This window comes from Nitrospirillum bahiense, from assembly GCF_007828025.1.
GTDB lineage: Bacteria > Pseudomonadota > Alphaproteobacteria > Azospirillales > Azospirillaceae > Nitrospirillum > Nitrospirillum amazonense.
In genome coordinates, this window is record NZ_VITO01000004.1 from 141254 (window position 1) to 156611 (window position 15358).

Here is a 15358-nt window from a genome sequence, read left to right on the forward strand (position 1 = left end):
CTAAGTCCCGCGTCGCTTGGCCCTGGCCGTCGGCTCCGCCTCCAGCGGGTTGTCGGGCCAATAGTGGCGGGGGTAGCGGCCCGCCAGATCCTTCTTCACGTCGCGGTAGGTGTTGGCCCAGAAGGAGGCCAGGTCGCGGGTGACCTGGATGGGGCGGTGGGCGGGCGACAGCAGGTGCAGCAGCACGGGCACGCCCGCCACCGTCGGCGTCTGCGGCAGGCCGAACAGTTCCTGCAGGCGCACGGCCAGGGTGGGGATTTCACCGGAATAGTTGATCGGCAGGCGCGACCCGCTGGGCACGTCGATATGAGTGGGCGCCTGACGCTCCAGCTCCTGGCCCCGGGCCCAGCCCAGCATGCCGGTCAGCGCGCTGTGCAGATCCAGGCGCGGCAAATGGCTGGCGCGGCTGATGCCCGGCAGGTAGGGGGCCAGCCAGGTTTCCAGGGTGGCCAGCAGGCCCTCGTCCGACAGGTCCGGCCAGACATCCCGTCTGCCGGAGCGGTGCAGGAAGCGCACGCGCTCCCGCCACGCCTCCAGCGCCTTGGTCCAAGGTAGGGCCGCCAGCCCCATCTCGCGAATGCCGGCCATCATGGCGGCGGCCATGGCCTCGGCTGAGGGTTGGCTCAGCGCCTCGTCTTTCAGCACCAGGCCAAACAGGCGCCGGCGCCGGCGGGCCAGCACCGCCTGTTCCCGCCCGTCCCAGCTCACCAGCTCCTCCGTCACGATGCGGTCGGCGTAGACCTCCTCGATCTCCTCTCGCGTGATGGGAGCCGCCAGGTAGATGCGGGCCTCGCGCGCGTCGCCGTCCAGGTCGCCCACCGCCAGCCAATCCTGGCGGGACAGGGCGTCGGCGCTGTCCAGCACCGCACCCTTGCCATTGGCCAGGCGGTATTGGCCCTGGCTGCCGGGGCGCTTCTGCGCCAGGCGGTCGGGATAGGCCAACGCCAGCAGGCGGCCGGCATCCTCCCCCGTGAACGACCGGTCGGTGATGCGCAACTGGCGCATGGTCTGGCGGGCGCTTTCCCGGATCTGGCGCAAGGCGTTGCGGTCGGCAGCACCACCGTCCTGGCCGGACAGCAGATCCAGCCGGCGGCGCAAATCGGCATCCCGGGAAATGCCGCGCAGGGGGTCGCGCTCCTCCAGCAGGGCCGCCAGGTGGGCCGCCGCCGCACCCAGGCCCAGATCCATGCCCACCAGCACCATGTGGGCCAAGCGGGGATGCATGCCCAGCGTGGCCATGCGTCGGCCGTGGGGGGTGATCCTGGCCGCGTCGTCCAGGGCGCCCAACTGGCTCAGCAGCGTGCGGGCCTGGGCCAGGGGGGCCGCCGGCGGCAGGTCCAGCCAGGGCAGGGCGGTCACGTCATCGACCCCCCAGGCGGCCAGCTCCAGCGCCAGGGGGGCCAGGTCGGCGCGGAGGATTTCCGGCGGGGCGTAGGGCGTCAGCGCCCGGTCCGCCTGCTCGCTCCACAGCCGATAGCAGACGCCGGGTTGCAAGCGGCCGGCGCGTCCCCGGCGCTGATCGGCGGAGGCGCGGGAGACGCGGGCTGTCTCCAGCCGGTTCATGCCGCTGCCGGGATCGAAGCGGCCCAGGCGGGCCTGGCCGGCATCGACCACGATGCGGATGCCGTCGATGGTCAGGCTGGTTTCGGCGATGGCGGTGGCCAGCACCACCTTGCGCTGGCCGGCCGGGGCCGGGCGGATGGCCGCCTCCTGCTGGTCCAGCGCCAAGTCGCCATAGAGCGGGGCGACCATCACGTCGCGGGGCAGGCCCAAATCGGCCAGGGCCTTTTCCGTGCGCCGGATTTCGCCGGTTCCGGGCAGGAAGACCAGGGCGCTGCCCGGTTCCTCCATCAGGGCGCGCTTGGCCACGCGGGCCACGGCCGTCTCCAGCCGGTCGGTGGGTGCGGGCTCGACCCAGCGCGTCTCCACCGGGAAGGCGCGGCCCTCGCTGGTCACCACGGGCGCGTCGGCATGTCCCCCGTTGGCCAGCAGCTTGGCCACGGCGGCGCCATCCAGGGTGGCGGACATGACCAGCAGGCGCAGATCCTCGCGTAACAGGCCCTGGGCCTGCAGGCAAAAGGCAAGGGCGAGGTCGGCGTCCAGGCTGCGTTCATGGAATTCGTCGAACAGCACGGCACCCACGCCGTCCAGCGACGGGTCGCCCTGCAACTGGCGCAGGAACAGACCCTCCGTCACGACTTCGATGCGGGTCGCCGGCCCGACGCGCGTGTCCAGGCGGACCCGGTATCCCACCGTCCCGCCCACGGCCTCGCCCAGGGTGTCGGCCATGCGCTTGGCGGCGGCGCGGGCGGCCAGGCGCCGGGGTTCCAGCATGATGATCTTCCGGCCGGCCAGCCAGGGCTGGTCCAGCAGGGCCAGGGGCACGCGCGTGGTCTTGCCGGCGCCGGGGGCGGCCTGCAGCACGGCGTTGGGCGTGCCGGCCAGGACCCGCAGCAGGTCCGGCAGCACGGCATCGATGGGAAGGGCGGTGTGGTCGATGGGCAGCATGGTGCCGTCATAGCGCGCGGCCGTGCCGGCTGCCACCCCTATGGCCGAGCTTGCCCGCGCGCAGCGTCACGCTAAAGGTGATTCCCCCTTTGGGCGATCCGTGCCGGCGACGTTTTGGTATCATGCGAACCCACGCGTCATCCAAAGGGGAGGCTGGGTCATGTATGTCGTCGGGGTCGTCATTCCCGTGCCGGGGGACAAGAAGGACGCCTATCGCGCCTGGTCGGAAAACAGCGCCATGCTGTTCAAGGAATTTGGCTGCCTGGAAATCGTCGAGTCCTGGGAGGACCACGTCCCGGACGGCAAGCAGACCGACATGCGCCGGGCGGTGGCGGCCCAGCCGGGGGAGAAGATCGTGTTTTCCTGGCAGGTGTGGCCGGACAAGGAGACGCTGGACGCGGCCGAGGAGAAGATGCGCGACGATACGCGCTTCGATATTCCTGGTGACATCCCGTTCGATGCCAAGCGGCTGATTTACGGCTGTTTCAGCCCGCTGCACGTCATGGGGCGCGAATAACTCAGGCCAGGCTCAGGGCTTCCAGGCTGCGCTGGAAGTCCTCCGCCCGATAGGGCTTGGTGATGAACCCCAGGGAGATGGAATGGGTGCGGTTGCGCAGGATGTTGGCGTCGACGGCGCTGGTGAACAGACTGCGGATGCCGAAGCGCTTCCAGATGCGCTCCGCCGCTTCAATGCCGTCGTCACGCCCCCGCAACATCACGTCCATCAGCACCAGGTCGGGACGATGATGGTCCACCGCCTCGACCGCCTCTTCCACCGACGCGGCGACGGCGCAGACCTCATGGCCCTGCTGCAACAGGATTTGCTGGAGGCCGAGGGCGATCAGCGCCTCATCCTCGACGACCACGATGCGATAACGGGGATGACGGGCCGTGGAGGACCGCTGGGTCAGTTCCCGATCGATTGTCTGTTCGGCACGCACGGCTCAGCAACCTGTCAACGTCGCAAGAAACACCAGGACGCGCCGTTGCCAGGGGCCGACCCAGATTGACTACATTTTTCCGCAAAACGACGTGAAAGGGTATCCGCCCTTGCGGAAGAGACCGGTAGGCAACCTGTCATAGTTCACAGGGTCGAGCTCAGTGTGCAGCTGCCGACCTTGGCGTATGGCCAAAAAAGGCCTTGAACAGCTGGAACGGCTCCTCCGTTAACCCGAACGATATGCATTGACACTTAAAATCCGGACCGGCCCTGTCTACACTGCGCCGGTCTACCCATCTCCCTGGGGCCCGCCTATATCCCTCGGACCCATCCCCGGGGCCGCCTTTGGAAAGTGCAAATGTCCGCTCTCAGCACCGTCATCGTGCCGATCAACCGCGCCGGTTGGCCCTTCATCCTGGCCTTCGCCGTGGTGACCCTCATCCTGTTCTGGCTCTCCACCTTCCTGGGCTGGATCGGGGTGATCCTGACGGCATGGTGCGCCTACTTCTTCCGCGATCCCGACCGCGTGGTGCCCACCCGCCCCGGCCTGATGGTCAGCCCGGCCGACGGCCTGGTGCAGATGATCACCAAGGCGGTGCCGCCGCCGGAGCTGGGCATGGGGCCGGAGCCGCTGACCCGCATCAGCATTTTCCTGAACGTGTTCAACGTCCACATCAACCGCACCCCCATCGAGGGCACGGTTACGCGCGCCGAATACCACCCGGGCAAGTTCCTGAACGCCGCCCTGGACAAGGCCAGCGACCTGAACGAGCGCATGAGCATCCGCCTGGCCATGCCCGACGGGCGCGAGATCGCCTTCGTGCAGATCGCCGGCCTGGTGGCCCGTCGCATCATCTGCACCCTGAAGCCGGGGCAGAGCGTATCGACCGGTGAGCGCTATGGCCTGATCCGCTTCGGCAGCCGCACCGACATCTACCTGCCGGACGGCGTGCAGCCGCTGGTGGTCGTGGGGCAGAAGGCCCTGGGCGGCGAGACCATCCTGGCCGACCTGGCCAGCGCCGAACCGCAGCGTCAGGGCGTGGTGCGCTGATGGTGCAACGTCCCCCGAGGACAGGCGGGGGCGCGCTGGGACGGCGGCGCCGGGCCATCCGGCCGCCGCGCCTGGGTGGCCTCACCATCAACAAGCTGTTGCCCAACATGCTGACGGTGCTGGCCCTGTCGGCCGGCATGACGGGCATCCGCTTCGCCACCGAGCAGCGCTGGGAACATGCGGTTGTCGCCATCGTGGTCGCGGCCGTGCTGGACGCGTTGGACGGCCGCATCGCCCGCCTGCTGAACGCGCAGAGCAAGTTCGGGGCTGAGCTGGACAGCCTGTCCGACGTGGTCAGCTTCGGCGTGGCCCCGGCCATGATCCTGTACATGTGGGGCTTGAACGAGGCGCGCAGCTTTGGCTGGATCGCCTGCCTGCTGTTCGGGGCCTGCGCCGCCCTGCGCCTGGCGCGGTTCAACACCGCCCTGGGGTCGGCCGCGCAGAAGCCGGTGTGGGCCTACAACTACTTCACCGGCGTGCCGGCCCCGGCCGGCGCCGGTCTGGCCCTGTTGCCCATCGTCGCCAGTTTCGAGATGGGGCGGACGGTCGTGGGCCATCCGGCCTTCGTCGTGGTGTGGACCGTGGGCATGGCGGCGCTGATGATCAGCGCCATTCCCACCTTTTCCTTGAAGGGGCTGCGCATCCACCCGCGCTATGTCGTCTTCATTTTCCTGGGCCTGGTGCTGCTGGCGGCCGGTGTCGTCAGCGCGCCCTGGACCACCCTGCTGATCCTGGGCGTGGGCTATCTCGCCACGCTGCCTTTCAGCGTGCGCCAGTACCAGCGCCTAATGACCCAGGCGGAATCGCTGGTGGGTGCCGAGCCGGAAGGGCCAGAGGGCGTGATGACGGAGGGCGTAATGACGGAGGGCGCTGTGACGCCGGAAAGCGGGGCGATCCCGGTGGAGGATCCGACCATCGGTCAACCGCCGGTACCACCAGCGGATGGAACGGCGCCACAGCCCTGACCGACCCTTATTTGTGAGCCACCAGCAGCCGGGCATGGAGATGGACGGGTATTTTCCCGTCCATTTTCGTTTTCAGCGCCACCGCGGCGGTGATGCGGTCTTCCACCGCCGCGCGCGCCTCGACCGACATCCGTGCCAGGGCGGGGGTGAAGGCCATGTCCAGGGTGGGGCGCCAGAAGGGCTTGGCGGCGTCGGCCAGGGCCGACTGCTCCAGCGAGGTTTCCGACACGGTGTCGAAGCCCGCGCCCCGGAACAGGCGACCCAACGCGCCCTCTTCGGCGAAGCGGAACAGCACGGCCAACTCCGGCACGCCGCCCAGCGCCTCATCCAGAAGGCGGAACAGCGTGTTGCCGGCCTTCGGACCCCAGCACAGCAAGGCCGCGATGCCGCCCGGCCGCAGGACGCGATGCATCTCGGCCACGGCGCCGGCCGCGTCCGGGACGAACATCAGGCCGAAGCGGCAGCTGATCCGGTCCACGCTGGCGGGGGCCAGGGGCAGGGCCGTCATGTCGGCTGCCAGGAAGGAAAGGGCGGCGACGCCGGCCCCGCGCCGGCGGGCACCGGCCAGCATGGCGGGCACGAGGTCGCTGGCCAGCACGCGGCCCCCTTCGGCGCCCTGGGCCGGATTCATGCCCTTGGCCGCGGTGATCGCCGGCTCACCGGCGCCGCTGGCCAAATCCAGAAGGGTGTGATGTGGCTGCAGCGCCAGCGCGGCCAGCAACGGCTGGTTCAGGCGCGCGGCAGGGTCCGCCATGCTGTCGGCCCAGCGGTCCCAGGCCTGACCGCTGTCATGCCAGCGGCGGATCTCCCGTTCGCGAACGGGATGAGGATCGGCGGCCGGCGGGCCGCCGGCGCTCAATGCAGGACCCGGGGATAGTGGTCCTGCGGCTCATAGCCGCCATCGGCCAGGCGGTGGCGCAGCATGTCCACCTCTTCCGTTAGGCGTTGGTTGAACTCACCCAGCCGCTCCACCTGGCCAGCCAGGTCGGTCAGGTCGCGCTGCAGCCGTGTCAGGTGGTCCGAGGCGGTGCGGGCCAGGTTTGACTGGCGCACGGCCAGGCGGCCGAGGCGGCGCCAGACATAGCCGATGGTCATGCCCGCGGCGGCCAGCACGGCCACGCAGGCGAAGACCAGGAACAGGGCGGGGTGGGCATTGTCCAACTGCGAAAGCATGTGCGTTCAACCATGGCGGCCGCGGGTTCAGGGGCGGCGGTCGAAGGGGGCGGTGACCTCTTCTACAAATAAGCGTGGCACCGTCTGGTGAAAAGGCCGCGTGTGCGGCCGCGCCTCATGACAGGCTGGTCGTGGGCTCGGCCACGGTTTCCGGCGTCAGGGCGGCCAGCTTGTCACCGAAGGCGCGCAAAACCGGCAGGAAGCGGTCGATCTGATCGCGGGTGACGTGGGCGTCTGTGCGCAGAATGATGTCCGGTGCCGCCTGCAACAGCTGAGTCATGCGGAAAGGGCCGATTTGATCATCCAGGAACATGGACAGTCCCATCAGCATGCCCAGGGTCACGTCGTCCGGCGCGCTGGGGGTGTTCAGCACATCGTGCAGCTGTTCCATCAGCGTGTAGGTCAGGACGGACGTGCGTTCGATGAGGTTGTTCTGGGGGATAGGCCGGGACATGGGACTGGCGCTCCTTATCAACACCTGCCCGGGTGCAGGGACCCGCGTGCGGCGGGATCCATCCGGGGATGAGCGAACCATAGGCCGCCGCTCGTCACCAAACCGTTAACTGCGCGAGAACGGCGCGCATGCCGCACTGTGCGGGGGGATAGGGTGAAGATCGGATGCGGCGCGCGGTATGGTTCCCGCCGCATTAACCCCGCGCGCGGGGCAACGGAAGGGGCTACACTGCCGGCCACACAGGGGTCGGCTGGCATCAGGCGATATGGCATCAGCAAAGTCCGGAAAATACTACCGCCTGGACGGCTTGAGCGTTCTGGTGGCCGACGACAACCGCTTCGTGCGCACCATCCTGGTCACGGTGCTGCGGGGCCTGGGTGTCGGCCGCGTGCTGCAGGCGGAGAATGGCGAGGAGGCGACCGCCATCCTGGACGTGTCGACGCAAATCCAGGGGGCCAGCGACATCGACATCGTCTTTGCCGATCATCTCATGGGGCCGGTGGACGGGCTGGAGTTGCTGAAATGGGTGCGTGAGCACGACCACGACAAGCTGAAGTTCATGCCCTACATCATGATGAGCGGCGAGGCGGACGAAAACGCCGTGCGCATGGCGCGCGACGGCGGGGTCACTGAATATCTGGCCAAGCCCATGTCGGTGGCCAATGTCGCTTCGCGCCTGGTGGCCATCGTCGACAAGCCGCGGCCCTTCATTCGCGCGCCCGGCTATATCGGCCCTGACCGGCGGCGGCAGACCTTGCCCTATGCGGGGGACGATCGCCGCGTGATGACCGGCCACCGCGTGACGCTGGACGAGGCCCAGGCGTCCATCGGGGACGAGGCGCTGCCGCCCGTCGGCCAGGCCGTGCCCGAGGTGGCCGCCGAGGAGGCGGGCGGGGCCGTTGGGGCGGAAGCCGCACCCCCCTCGCCGGAAACTTTGGGCTAACACCGATGGTGGGACATGCCGACCGGCTTCTGGAAAGTTGTGATCCCTTATGGGAGGCGCGGGCCTTATGGGAGGGACAGGTATGACGGACAAGTCCGATAAAGGCCTGCCTGGGAAAGGCACCCGGGTGGTGGAGATCATCGAGCTGCCGAACAAGCTGCGCGCCAAGGTCGGCGGGGCCGCGGGCAAGCCCGGGCAGATCGACCCGGCGGCCATCGATCGCGCGAGCCGCCACGTGGCCCGCATGGCGGAGGCGCACCAGGCTCAGACCCGCATCGACCTTACCACGTTGCAGGCCGCCTTCGAACAGGCCAAGCGCGACACGGAACATCGCGTCCAGCATTTGCGCAAGGTCTACAAGATTTCCGATGGCATCATGACCCTGGGCCGGACCTTCGGCTATAACCTGCTGTCCGATTTCGCCAATTCCATGAACCACTTCCTGGTGGATCTGGAAAACCCCACGGATGCCCTGCTGACGGTGGTGGGCCTGCACATCGACGCCATGCATGTCGTGGTGCGCGACGACATCAAGGGCGACGGCGGCGAGTTGGGGCAGGCCCTGACCAAATCGCTGGCCCTGGCCCGCGCCAAGCTGATTCACAAGCGTTAACGGAGCCCGCTCAGCCGCCGGGCGGACGCGATCGCGTCCTGCACCCGCATGAGGACTGGCTTCATGCGGGTGGAAGCGTTCTTGGTTGCTTACTTGTCCTTGCGGGCGCGGGCGAAGGCGTCGGCCAGGGCGCCGCCGAAGGCGTTGCCGAAGCTGCCGCCGCGCGATTCCTGGGCCTTGCCGCCGCCCTGGTTGGGACGGGGGCCGCCGCCCGGCTTGCCGTCGCGGTCACCGCCCTTGGGGCTGTTGCCCGGTGCACCCTGGGGGCGGCTGCCGCTGGGGCCGCGATTGTCGTTGCGGTTCCCGGGGCGATTCCCGGGGCGGGCGTCGTCCTGGCGCGGGGCGTTGCCGGCCGGCCGGGCCGCCTGTTCCTCCAGCCGCATGGTCAGGGCGACGCGGCGGCGCTTCAGGTCCACCTCCAGCACCTTGACCTTGACGATGTCGCCGGCGGTGACGACGGCATGCGGATCCTTCACGAACTTGCCGGCCAGCTGGCTGATGTGCACCAGGCCGTCCTGGTGCACGCCCACATCGACGAAGGCGCCGAAGGCGGTGACATTGGTGACCACGCCTTCCAGCACCATGCCGGGCTGAAGGTCCTTCAGCTCCTCCACGCCGTCCTTGAAGGCGGCAGTCTTGAACTCGGGGCGCGGGTCGCGGCCGGGCTTCTCCAGTTCCTTAAGGATATCCTCAACCGTTGGGATACCGAAACGATCGTCGGCATAGTCGGCCGGATCCAGGCTGCGCAGGAAGGGCACGTCGCCGATCAGCGTCGCCAAGGTGCGCCCGGTCTTGGCCAGGATACGCTCCACCACCGTGTAGGATTCGGGGTGCACGGCAGACCCATCCAGGGCGGTGTCGCCGTCGCGGATGCGCAGGAAGCCGGCGGCCTGTTCGAAGGCCTTGGGGCCCAGGCGCGACACGTCCAACAGCTGGCGGCGGTTGCGGAAGGCGCCGTGGGCATCACGGTAATCGACGATGTTGCGGGCGATGCTGTCGCTCAGGCCTGACACCCGGGCCAGCAGGGGCACCGAGGCGGTGTTGAGGTCCACGCCAACGCCGTTCACGCAATCCTCGACCACGGCGTCCAGGGTGCGGGCCAGCTTGGTGGGACTGACATCATGCTGGTACTGGCCGACGCCGATGGACTTCGGATCGATCTTCACCAGTTCGGCCAGCGGATCCTGCAGGCGGCGCGCGATGGAGACGGCGCCGCGCAGGCTTACGTCCAGGTTGGGGAATTCCTTGGCCGCCACTTCCGATGCGGAATAGACCGAGGCGCCGGCCTCCGAGACCATGATCTTGGTCAGTTTCAGCTGCGGGAACTGGGCCATGACATCGGCGGCCAGCTTGTCCGTTTCGCGCGACGCCGTGCCGTTGCCGATGGCGATGAGGCCGACATTGTGCCGGCCGGCCAAGGCCGCCAGCGTGGCGACCGAGCCTGCCCAGTCGCGGCGCGGCTCGTGCGGGTAGATGGTGGTGGTCTCCAGCAGCTTGCCGGTGGCGTCCACCACGGCGACCTTCACGCCGGTGCGGATGCCGGGATCCAGCCCCAGGGTGGCGCGCTGGCCGGCGGGCGGCGCCAGCAGCAGGCCCTTCAGGTTGCGGCCGAAGACGGCGATGGCCTCGTCCTCCGCCCGGTCGCGCACCGTGCCCATCAGGTCCAGTTCCAGATGCAGGGCGATCTTGGTGCGCCAGGCCCAGCGGCAGGTGTCCAGCAGCCAGCGGTCGGCAGGCCGGCCCCGGTCCTGGATGCCGAATCGGTTGGCGATGGCCGCCTCGCAGGGGTGCTGCTGGCCGGGGGCGGGGTCCTCGCCCACCTTCATGGCCAGGTCCAGGATGCCGCTGGCGCGGCCGCGGAACAGGGCCAGGGCGCGGTGCGAGGGCAGGTTGGCCAGAGGCTCCGCCTTGTCGAAATAGTCGGAGAACTTGGCGCCCTCCTCAGCCTTGCCCTCCACGACGGTGGAGACGATGCGGCCGTGTTCCTGGCAATAGCCGCGCAGGAAGCCCAGCAGCTCGGCGTTCTCCCCCATGCGTTCCACCAGGATGGCGCGGGCGCCGTCCAGGGCCGCCTTGGCGTCGGCCACGCCCTTTTCGGCATCGACATAGGGGGCGGCGCTGGTTTCGGGGTCGTGGGTCGGATCGTTCAGCAGCAGGTCGGCCAAGGGCTCCAGCCCCGCCTCCCGCGCGATCATGGCCTTGGTCCGGCGCTTGGGCTTGTAGGGCAGGTACAAATCCTCCAGCCGCGTCTTGGTGTCGGCGGTGGCGATCTGGGTCTGCAGCTCGGGCGTCAGCTTGCCCTGTTCCTCGATGGACTTGAGGATGGTGGCGCGCCGCTCTTCCATCTCACGCAGGTAGCGCAGGCGTTCATCCAGGGTGCGCAGTTGCGTGTCATCCAGGCCGCCGGTCGCCTCCTTGCGGTAGCGGGCGATGAAGGGCACGGTCGAGCCTTCGTCCAACAGGGCGACCGCCGCGGCCACCTGTTCGGGGCGGGCGGAAAGTTCGGTGGCGATAAGGCCGACGATGCGGCGCGCGGTATCGGTCATGGCGGCTTTGAATCAGGCGTGGTGGCAGCGGCAGGCGCCCCCGGACGGGGGCCTAGGGTCATTACCGCGCCGCGGCGGGGATCGCCAGTCTTTGCTGCGTCTAACTCCCTTGGGCAGGGCTTATCCACCTTTCGGGCAGGGAATCGGGTCGGTCGCCCGGGAACTATCAGTGGCTTTTTCAGAACATCCGCCACTATTCCTGGGGCATCGTACCGGTAGGCCTTTCTCTTTTGGACAGGGGAGGGACGTTTTTCCGTGTGTCGCTCCACAGACTTATCCACAGGTTCGGTTTATTTCGCGCGGCAAAAACAACCGACCGATAGGAAATGCCCTCTCCGCCCGTGCCAAGGGCGATTGATTTAATCTATGCTGCCCGCCCGGCCGCAATTGGCGGGGCAACGCCGCAGGCCTTCCGGGGATGGCAGGCAGGGGAATAAGGGGGACATCCGTCCGGACTTTCCTTGACCGTCACGCGCCCCTCTGGTATCGGCGCGGATTGCTGTTATGGTGCCGGCCTCGGTGTCGAAGAGTGAGCTGATGAGCGATATTTTTCGCGAGGTCGATGACGACCTTCGCCGTGAACGACTGGAAAAACTGTGGCGCCAGGTGGGGCCTTATCTGCTGGCGGGGGCTGTGGCCATCCTGGCGGGCACGGCCGCCTATGTGGCCTGGGACCAGTACCGCACCCGCCAGGCGATCGAGCGCACCAGCGCCCTGATATCCGCCACGGAAAAGGTGTCGCCCGCGATTGAGAGCGGCAACGCCAAGGACGCGCTGGCCGCCCTGGCGGCGGTGACGCCGAAGCTGGGGGGCGCGCCGGCCACGCTGGCCCGCCTGCAGGAGGCCGGGCTGAAGGCCGCCAGCGACGACGCCGCCGGCGCCATCGCCATCTATGACCAGATCGCCGGCAGCGCCGACAACGATCCGCTGTTCCGCGACCTGGCGCAGATCCTGGCCGTGATGCAGCAGGTGGACACCGGCAACCCCGCGCAGCTGCAGTCCCGCATCGCGGGCCTGACCAAGGGGCCGTGGCGCTACACCGCGCAGGAGCTGTCGGGCCTGCTGTATCTGCGTGCCAACGACCTGGCCAAGGCCAGGGAGATTTTCCAGTCCCTGTCCGTCGATCCGGCCGCACCTCAGGGCGTCCGCGCCCGTGCCGCCGATCTCGTCGCCCTCTACGCCGAGCAGAAATGACCAATAAGAACGCCGTCACCGGCCTGCCCTCCACCGAGGCCTTCGCCCGTGCCCCCGCCGCCCGGTCGCCGTCCGCCCGCCCCATGCGGGTCCGCCGCGCCGTCGGTCTCAGCACCGCGCTGGTGGCGTGCATGCTGCTGACCGGCTGCGGCATGTTCGATTGGCTGGGCTTCGGCGATGACAACAAGCCGAAGGAAAAGCTGGCGGGCAATCGCATCTCGGTGCTGCAGCTGGACCAGCAGATCGAACCGGACAGCCAGGCCCAGGCCAAGCAGGTGACCCTGCCGGACGCGGTGACCAACACCGACTGGGCCCAGCCTGGCGGCAACGCGGCCCACAATCCGGGCCACGTCACGCTGCCCAAGACCCTGAAAGAGGCCTGGAAGGTCAGCATCGAGGGTTCCTCCAGCGACAACCGGCTGCTGGACGGCCCGGTCGTTTCCGAGGGCAGGGTCTATCTGCTGGACACCGACTTCGTGCTGCACGCCTTCGACGAGGCCACCGGCAAGAAGATCTGGGAAAGCGAGATGAAGCGGCCGGAGCAGGAAGGCTCCGCCATGGGTGGCGGCGTCGCGGTTGGCGACGGCGCGGTGTTCGTCACCACCGGTTACGGCGAGGCCATCAAGGTCGATCCCAAGGACGGCAAGGTTACGTGGCGGCAGCGTATCGCCGCCCCCATCCGTTCCGGCCCCACGGTCGCCGGCGGGCGCGTGTTCGTCGTGACCATCGACAATCAGTGCATCGTCCTGGCCTCCAACAACCGCGTGCTGCAGTGGACGCACGCCGGTTTCCCGGAGCCGGCGGCCCTGCTGGGCGGCGCCAGCGCAGCCGTCGAGAACGATATCACCATCATTCCGTATTCCTCGGGTGAGCTGTACGCCCTGCGTGTCGACAACGGCCATCCGGCATGGAGCGACAACCTGGCGTCCTCGCGCCGGGGCGCCAACCTGGCCAACCTGGCGGACATCAAGGGCCTGCCCGTGGTGGATCGCGGGCTTGTCTATGCCATCAGCTATTCCGGCCGCATGGTGGCCATCGACCAGCGCACCGGCCAGCATGTCTGGGAACAGGACGTGGGCGGCCAGAACCAGCCGGCCGTAGTCGGCGACTGGGTGTTCGTCCTGAACAACGAGGCCCAGCTGGTCGCGCTGACGCGCGACACCGGCCGTGTCCGCTGGATCAAGCAGCTGGAACGCTGGGAGAATCCGGAGAAGCGCAAGGATCCGATTAACTGGGTTGGTCCTATTGCAGCCGGTGGACGCTTGATTATGGCCAACAGCCTGGGGCAGGTTGTGGAAGCGTCGCCCGCCAACGGCGACATCCTCAACAAGATGGAGTTCGACGACCCGATCAGCGTTGCCCCCATTGTGGTCAACAACACCCTGTTTGTGCTGACGGACGACGGCGATCTCTTCGCGTATCGATAAGGCGTTTTAGTTATGGCGAGTCCCCGCCGCTTGACGGTCGCTATCATCGGCCGGCCCAATGTCGGCAAGTCGACTCTGTTCAATCGACTTGCCGGTAAGAAGCTGGCCATTGTCGACGATACCCCGGGCGTCACCCGGGACTGGCGATCCGCCGACGGCTACCTCGCCGGCATCGAGCTGACGGTGGTGGACACCGCCGGCCTGGAAGAGGCGTTCGACGACAGCCTGGAGGCGCGCATGCGCCGCCAGACTGAACGCGCGATCGAACGGGCCGACGTCGGCCTGTTCATCGTGGACGCGCGGGCTGGCATCACGCCCCTGGACCGCCACTTCGCCGCCTGGCTGCGCAAGGGCAAGACGCCCATCATCCTGGTGGCCAACAAGTGCGAGGGCAACGCCGGCAAGCCCGGGCTCATGGAATGCTATGAGCTGGGGCTGGGCGATCCGGTGCCGCTGTCCGCCGAGCATGGCGAGGGCATGGCCGACCTGGTGGATGCCCTGACCCCCTACCTGCCCCCCGACGCGCCGGAGGAAGAGGAGGAGGAGGCCGAAGGCCCCCTGGACGACGAGGCGGCCGAGGCCCGGGACAACGCCAAGCCCCTGCAACTGGCCATCGTCGGCCGGCCCAACGTGGGCAAGTCCACCCTGCTGAACAGCCTGCTGGGTGAGGAGCGCGTGCTGACCGGCCCCGAGGCCGGCATGACCCGCGACGCCATCGCGGCGGAGTGGACCTGGCGCGACCGGCCGGTGAAGCTGGTCGATACCGCCGGCCTGCGCCGCCGCGCCCGCGTGGAAGACAAGCTGGAAAAGCTGGCGGTGGCCGACACCCTGCGGGTCGTGCGCATGGCCCACGTGGTGGTGCTGGTGCTGGATGCCGACGCCATCCTGGACAAGCAGGACCTGACCATCGCCCGCCAGGTGATCGAGGAAGGCCGCGGCCTGGTCATCGCCGTCAACAAGTGGGACGCCGTGGCCAACCGTGCCGAGGCCCTGCAGCAGCTGAGCGACCGGCTGGAGACATCGCTGCCGCAGGCGCGGGGCATTCCCACCATCACCATCTCCGCCCTGAAGCAGCAGAAGCTGGACGTCCTGCTGGACGCGGCGTTCGAGGTCTACCGCCTGTGGAACCGCCGCATCCCCACGGCCCAGCTGAACCGCTGGCTGCAGGGCATGCTCGAATCGCACCCGCCGCCCCTGGTGGACGGCCGCCGCCTGAAGATCCGCTACATGACCCAGGTGAAGGCCCGCCCGCCGACCTTCGCCCTGTTCAGCAGCCGCCCGGTGGAAATTCCGGAACATTACACGCGGTACCTGATCAACGGCCTGCGCGAGACGTTCAAGCTGCCGGCCGTTCCCCTACGCTTCCTGCTGCGCAAGGGTAGCGACAACCCGTTCGACTGAACGGGCGGGGGCCAGGTCTTATGGCCCGGTTATTGGGATTGATTGCCTGTCGCAAAAGGGAAGCGGTCATTCGCTTCCCTTTTTTGTTCGAATATCCGGAAGGCGGGGGCTTTTCTATTTTCTTCTGGGGACGGGGGCGATCG

At 68.3% G+C, this 15358-nt stretch carries 14 protein-coding genes; 8 read left to right on the top strand and 6 right to left on the bottom strand.

Annotated elements, in window-relative coordinates:
• Complete coding sequence (gene hrpB / locus FBZ88_RS07500) at window positions 1–2508, bottom strand: ATP-dependent helicase HrpB (RefSeq protein ID WP_145616409.1); 2508 nt, start codon at window positions 2506–2508, stop codon at window positions 1–3.
• Window positions 2509–2668: 160 nt separating this feature from the next.
• Here hrpB and FBZ88_RS07505 point away from each other — a divergent pair, with 160 nt between their 5' ends.
• Window positions 2669–3025, top strand: coding sequence for a DUF1428 domain-containing protein (locus FBZ88_RS07505; RefSeq protein ID WP_145616126.1), 357 nt, complete (start codon window positions 2669–2671; stop codon window positions 3023–3025).
• 1 nt (window position 3026) lies between these two features.
• Here the strand turns inward: FBZ88_RS07505 and FBZ88_RS07510 are convergent, their stop codons facing one another.
• The gene (locus tag FBZ88_RS07510; RefSeq protein ID WP_145616127.1) at window positions 3027–3449 is read right to left on the bottom strand and encodes a response regulator; all 423 of its coding nucleotides are present in this window, start codon (window positions 3447–3449) and stop codon (window positions 3027–3029) included.
• Between the two features lie 357 nt (window positions 3450–3806).
• Here FBZ88_RS07510 and FBZ88_RS07515 point away from each other — a divergent pair, with 357 nt between their 5' ends.
• Both FBZ88_RS07515 and pssA read left to right on the top strand, forming a co-directional pair.
• Window positions 3807–4499, top strand: a complete 693-nt coding sequence (locus FBZ88_RS07515; RefSeq protein ID WP_040848510.1) for a phosphatidylserine decarboxylase — start codon at window positions 3807–3809, stop codon at window positions 4497–4499.
• Window positions 4499–5464, top strand: a complete 966-nt coding sequence (gene pssA / locus FBZ88_RS07520) for a CDP-diacylglycerol--serine O-phosphatidyltransferase (RefSeq protein WP_145616129.1) — start codon at window positions 4499–4501, stop codon at window positions 5462–5464. The genes FBZ88_RS07515 and pssA overlap by 1 nt, the downstream gene beginning before the upstream one ends.
• Window positions 5465–5471: 7 nt before the next feature.
• Here the strand turns inward: pssA and FBZ88_RS07525 are convergent, their stop codons facing one another.
• The 3 genes from FBZ88_RS07525 to FBZ88_RS07535 all read right to left on the bottom strand — a co-directional run bounded on the left by FBZ88_RS07525 (window position 5472) and on the right by FBZ88_RS07535 (window position 7091).
• Window positions 5472–6323 (bottom strand): class I SAM-dependent methyltransferase, encoded by an 852-nt coding sequence (locus FBZ88_RS07525; protein ID WP_246138549.1) that lies wholly within the window; start codon window positions 6321–6323, stop codon window positions 5472–5474.
• Window positions 6320–6637: a hypothetical protein gene (locus FBZ88_RS07530; protein WP_145616131.1), complete on the bottom strand. Its 318-nt coding sequence runs from the start codon at window positions 6635–6637 to the stop codon at window positions 6320–6322. Before FBZ88_RS07530 ends, FBZ88_RS07525 begins: the two co-directional genes overlap by 4 nt.
• 115 nt (window positions 6638–6752) lie before the next feature.
• Entirely contained in the window at window positions 6753–7091 is a 339-nt protein-coding gene (locus FBZ88_RS07535) for a hypothetical protein (protein ID WP_004273698.1), read from the bottom strand.
• Between the two features lie 265 nt (window positions 7092–7356).
• Between FBZ88_RS07535 and FBZ88_RS07540 the strand changes: the two genes are divergently transcribed.
• Together FBZ88_RS07540 and FBZ88_RS07545 are read left to right on the top strand one after the other, a co-directional pair.
• A complete protein-coding gene (locus FBZ88_RS07540; protein WP_186464263.1) occupies window positions 7357–8034 on the top strand; it encodes a response regulator in 678 nt (225 codons plus the stop codon).
• A gap of 82 nt (window positions 8035–8116) precedes the next feature.
• Window positions 8117–8647 (top strand): hypothetical protein, encoded by a 531-nt coding sequence (locus FBZ88_RS07545; RefSeq protein ID WP_004273263.1) that lies wholly within the window; start codon window positions 8117–8119, stop codon window positions 8645–8647.
• Between the two features lie 89 nt (window positions 8648–8736).
• On the opposite strand, the gene FBZ88_RS07550 is transcribed toward FBZ88_RS07545, so the two are convergent.
• On the bottom strand, window positions 8737–11193 hold the full coding sequence (locus FBZ88_RS07550; RefSeq protein WP_145616135.1) for a Tex family protein: 2457 nt from the start codon (window positions 11191–11193) through the stop codon (window positions 8737–8739).
• A 537-nt stretch (window positions 11194–11730) separates the two neighbouring features.
• On the opposite strand from FBZ88_RS07550, the gene FBZ88_RS07555 reads away from it, so the two are divergent.
• The 3 genes from FBZ88_RS07555 to der are packed head-to-tail and all read left to right on the top strand — an operon-like array spanning window position 11731 to window position 15215.
• A complete protein-coding gene (locus FBZ88_RS07555) occupies window positions 11731–12387 on the top strand; it encodes a tetratricopeptide repeat protein (protein WP_186464264.1) in 657 nt (218 codons plus the stop codon).
• The gene (locus tag FBZ88_RS07560) at window positions 12384–13814 is read left to right on the top strand and encodes an outer membrane protein assembly factor BamB family protein (RefSeq protein ID WP_246138550.1); all 1431 of its coding nucleotides are present in this window, start codon (window positions 12384–12386) and stop codon (window positions 13812–13814) included. The genes FBZ88_RS07555 and FBZ88_RS07560 overlap by 4 nt, the downstream gene beginning before the upstream one ends.
• A 12-nt stretch (window positions 13815–13826) precedes the next feature.
• Entirely contained in the window at window positions 13827–15215 is a 1389-nt protein-coding gene (gene der, locus FBZ88_RS07565; RefSeq protein ID WP_145616137.1) for a ribosome biogenesis GTPase Der, read from the top strand.
• Window positions 15216–15358 lie beyond the last annotated feature (143 nt).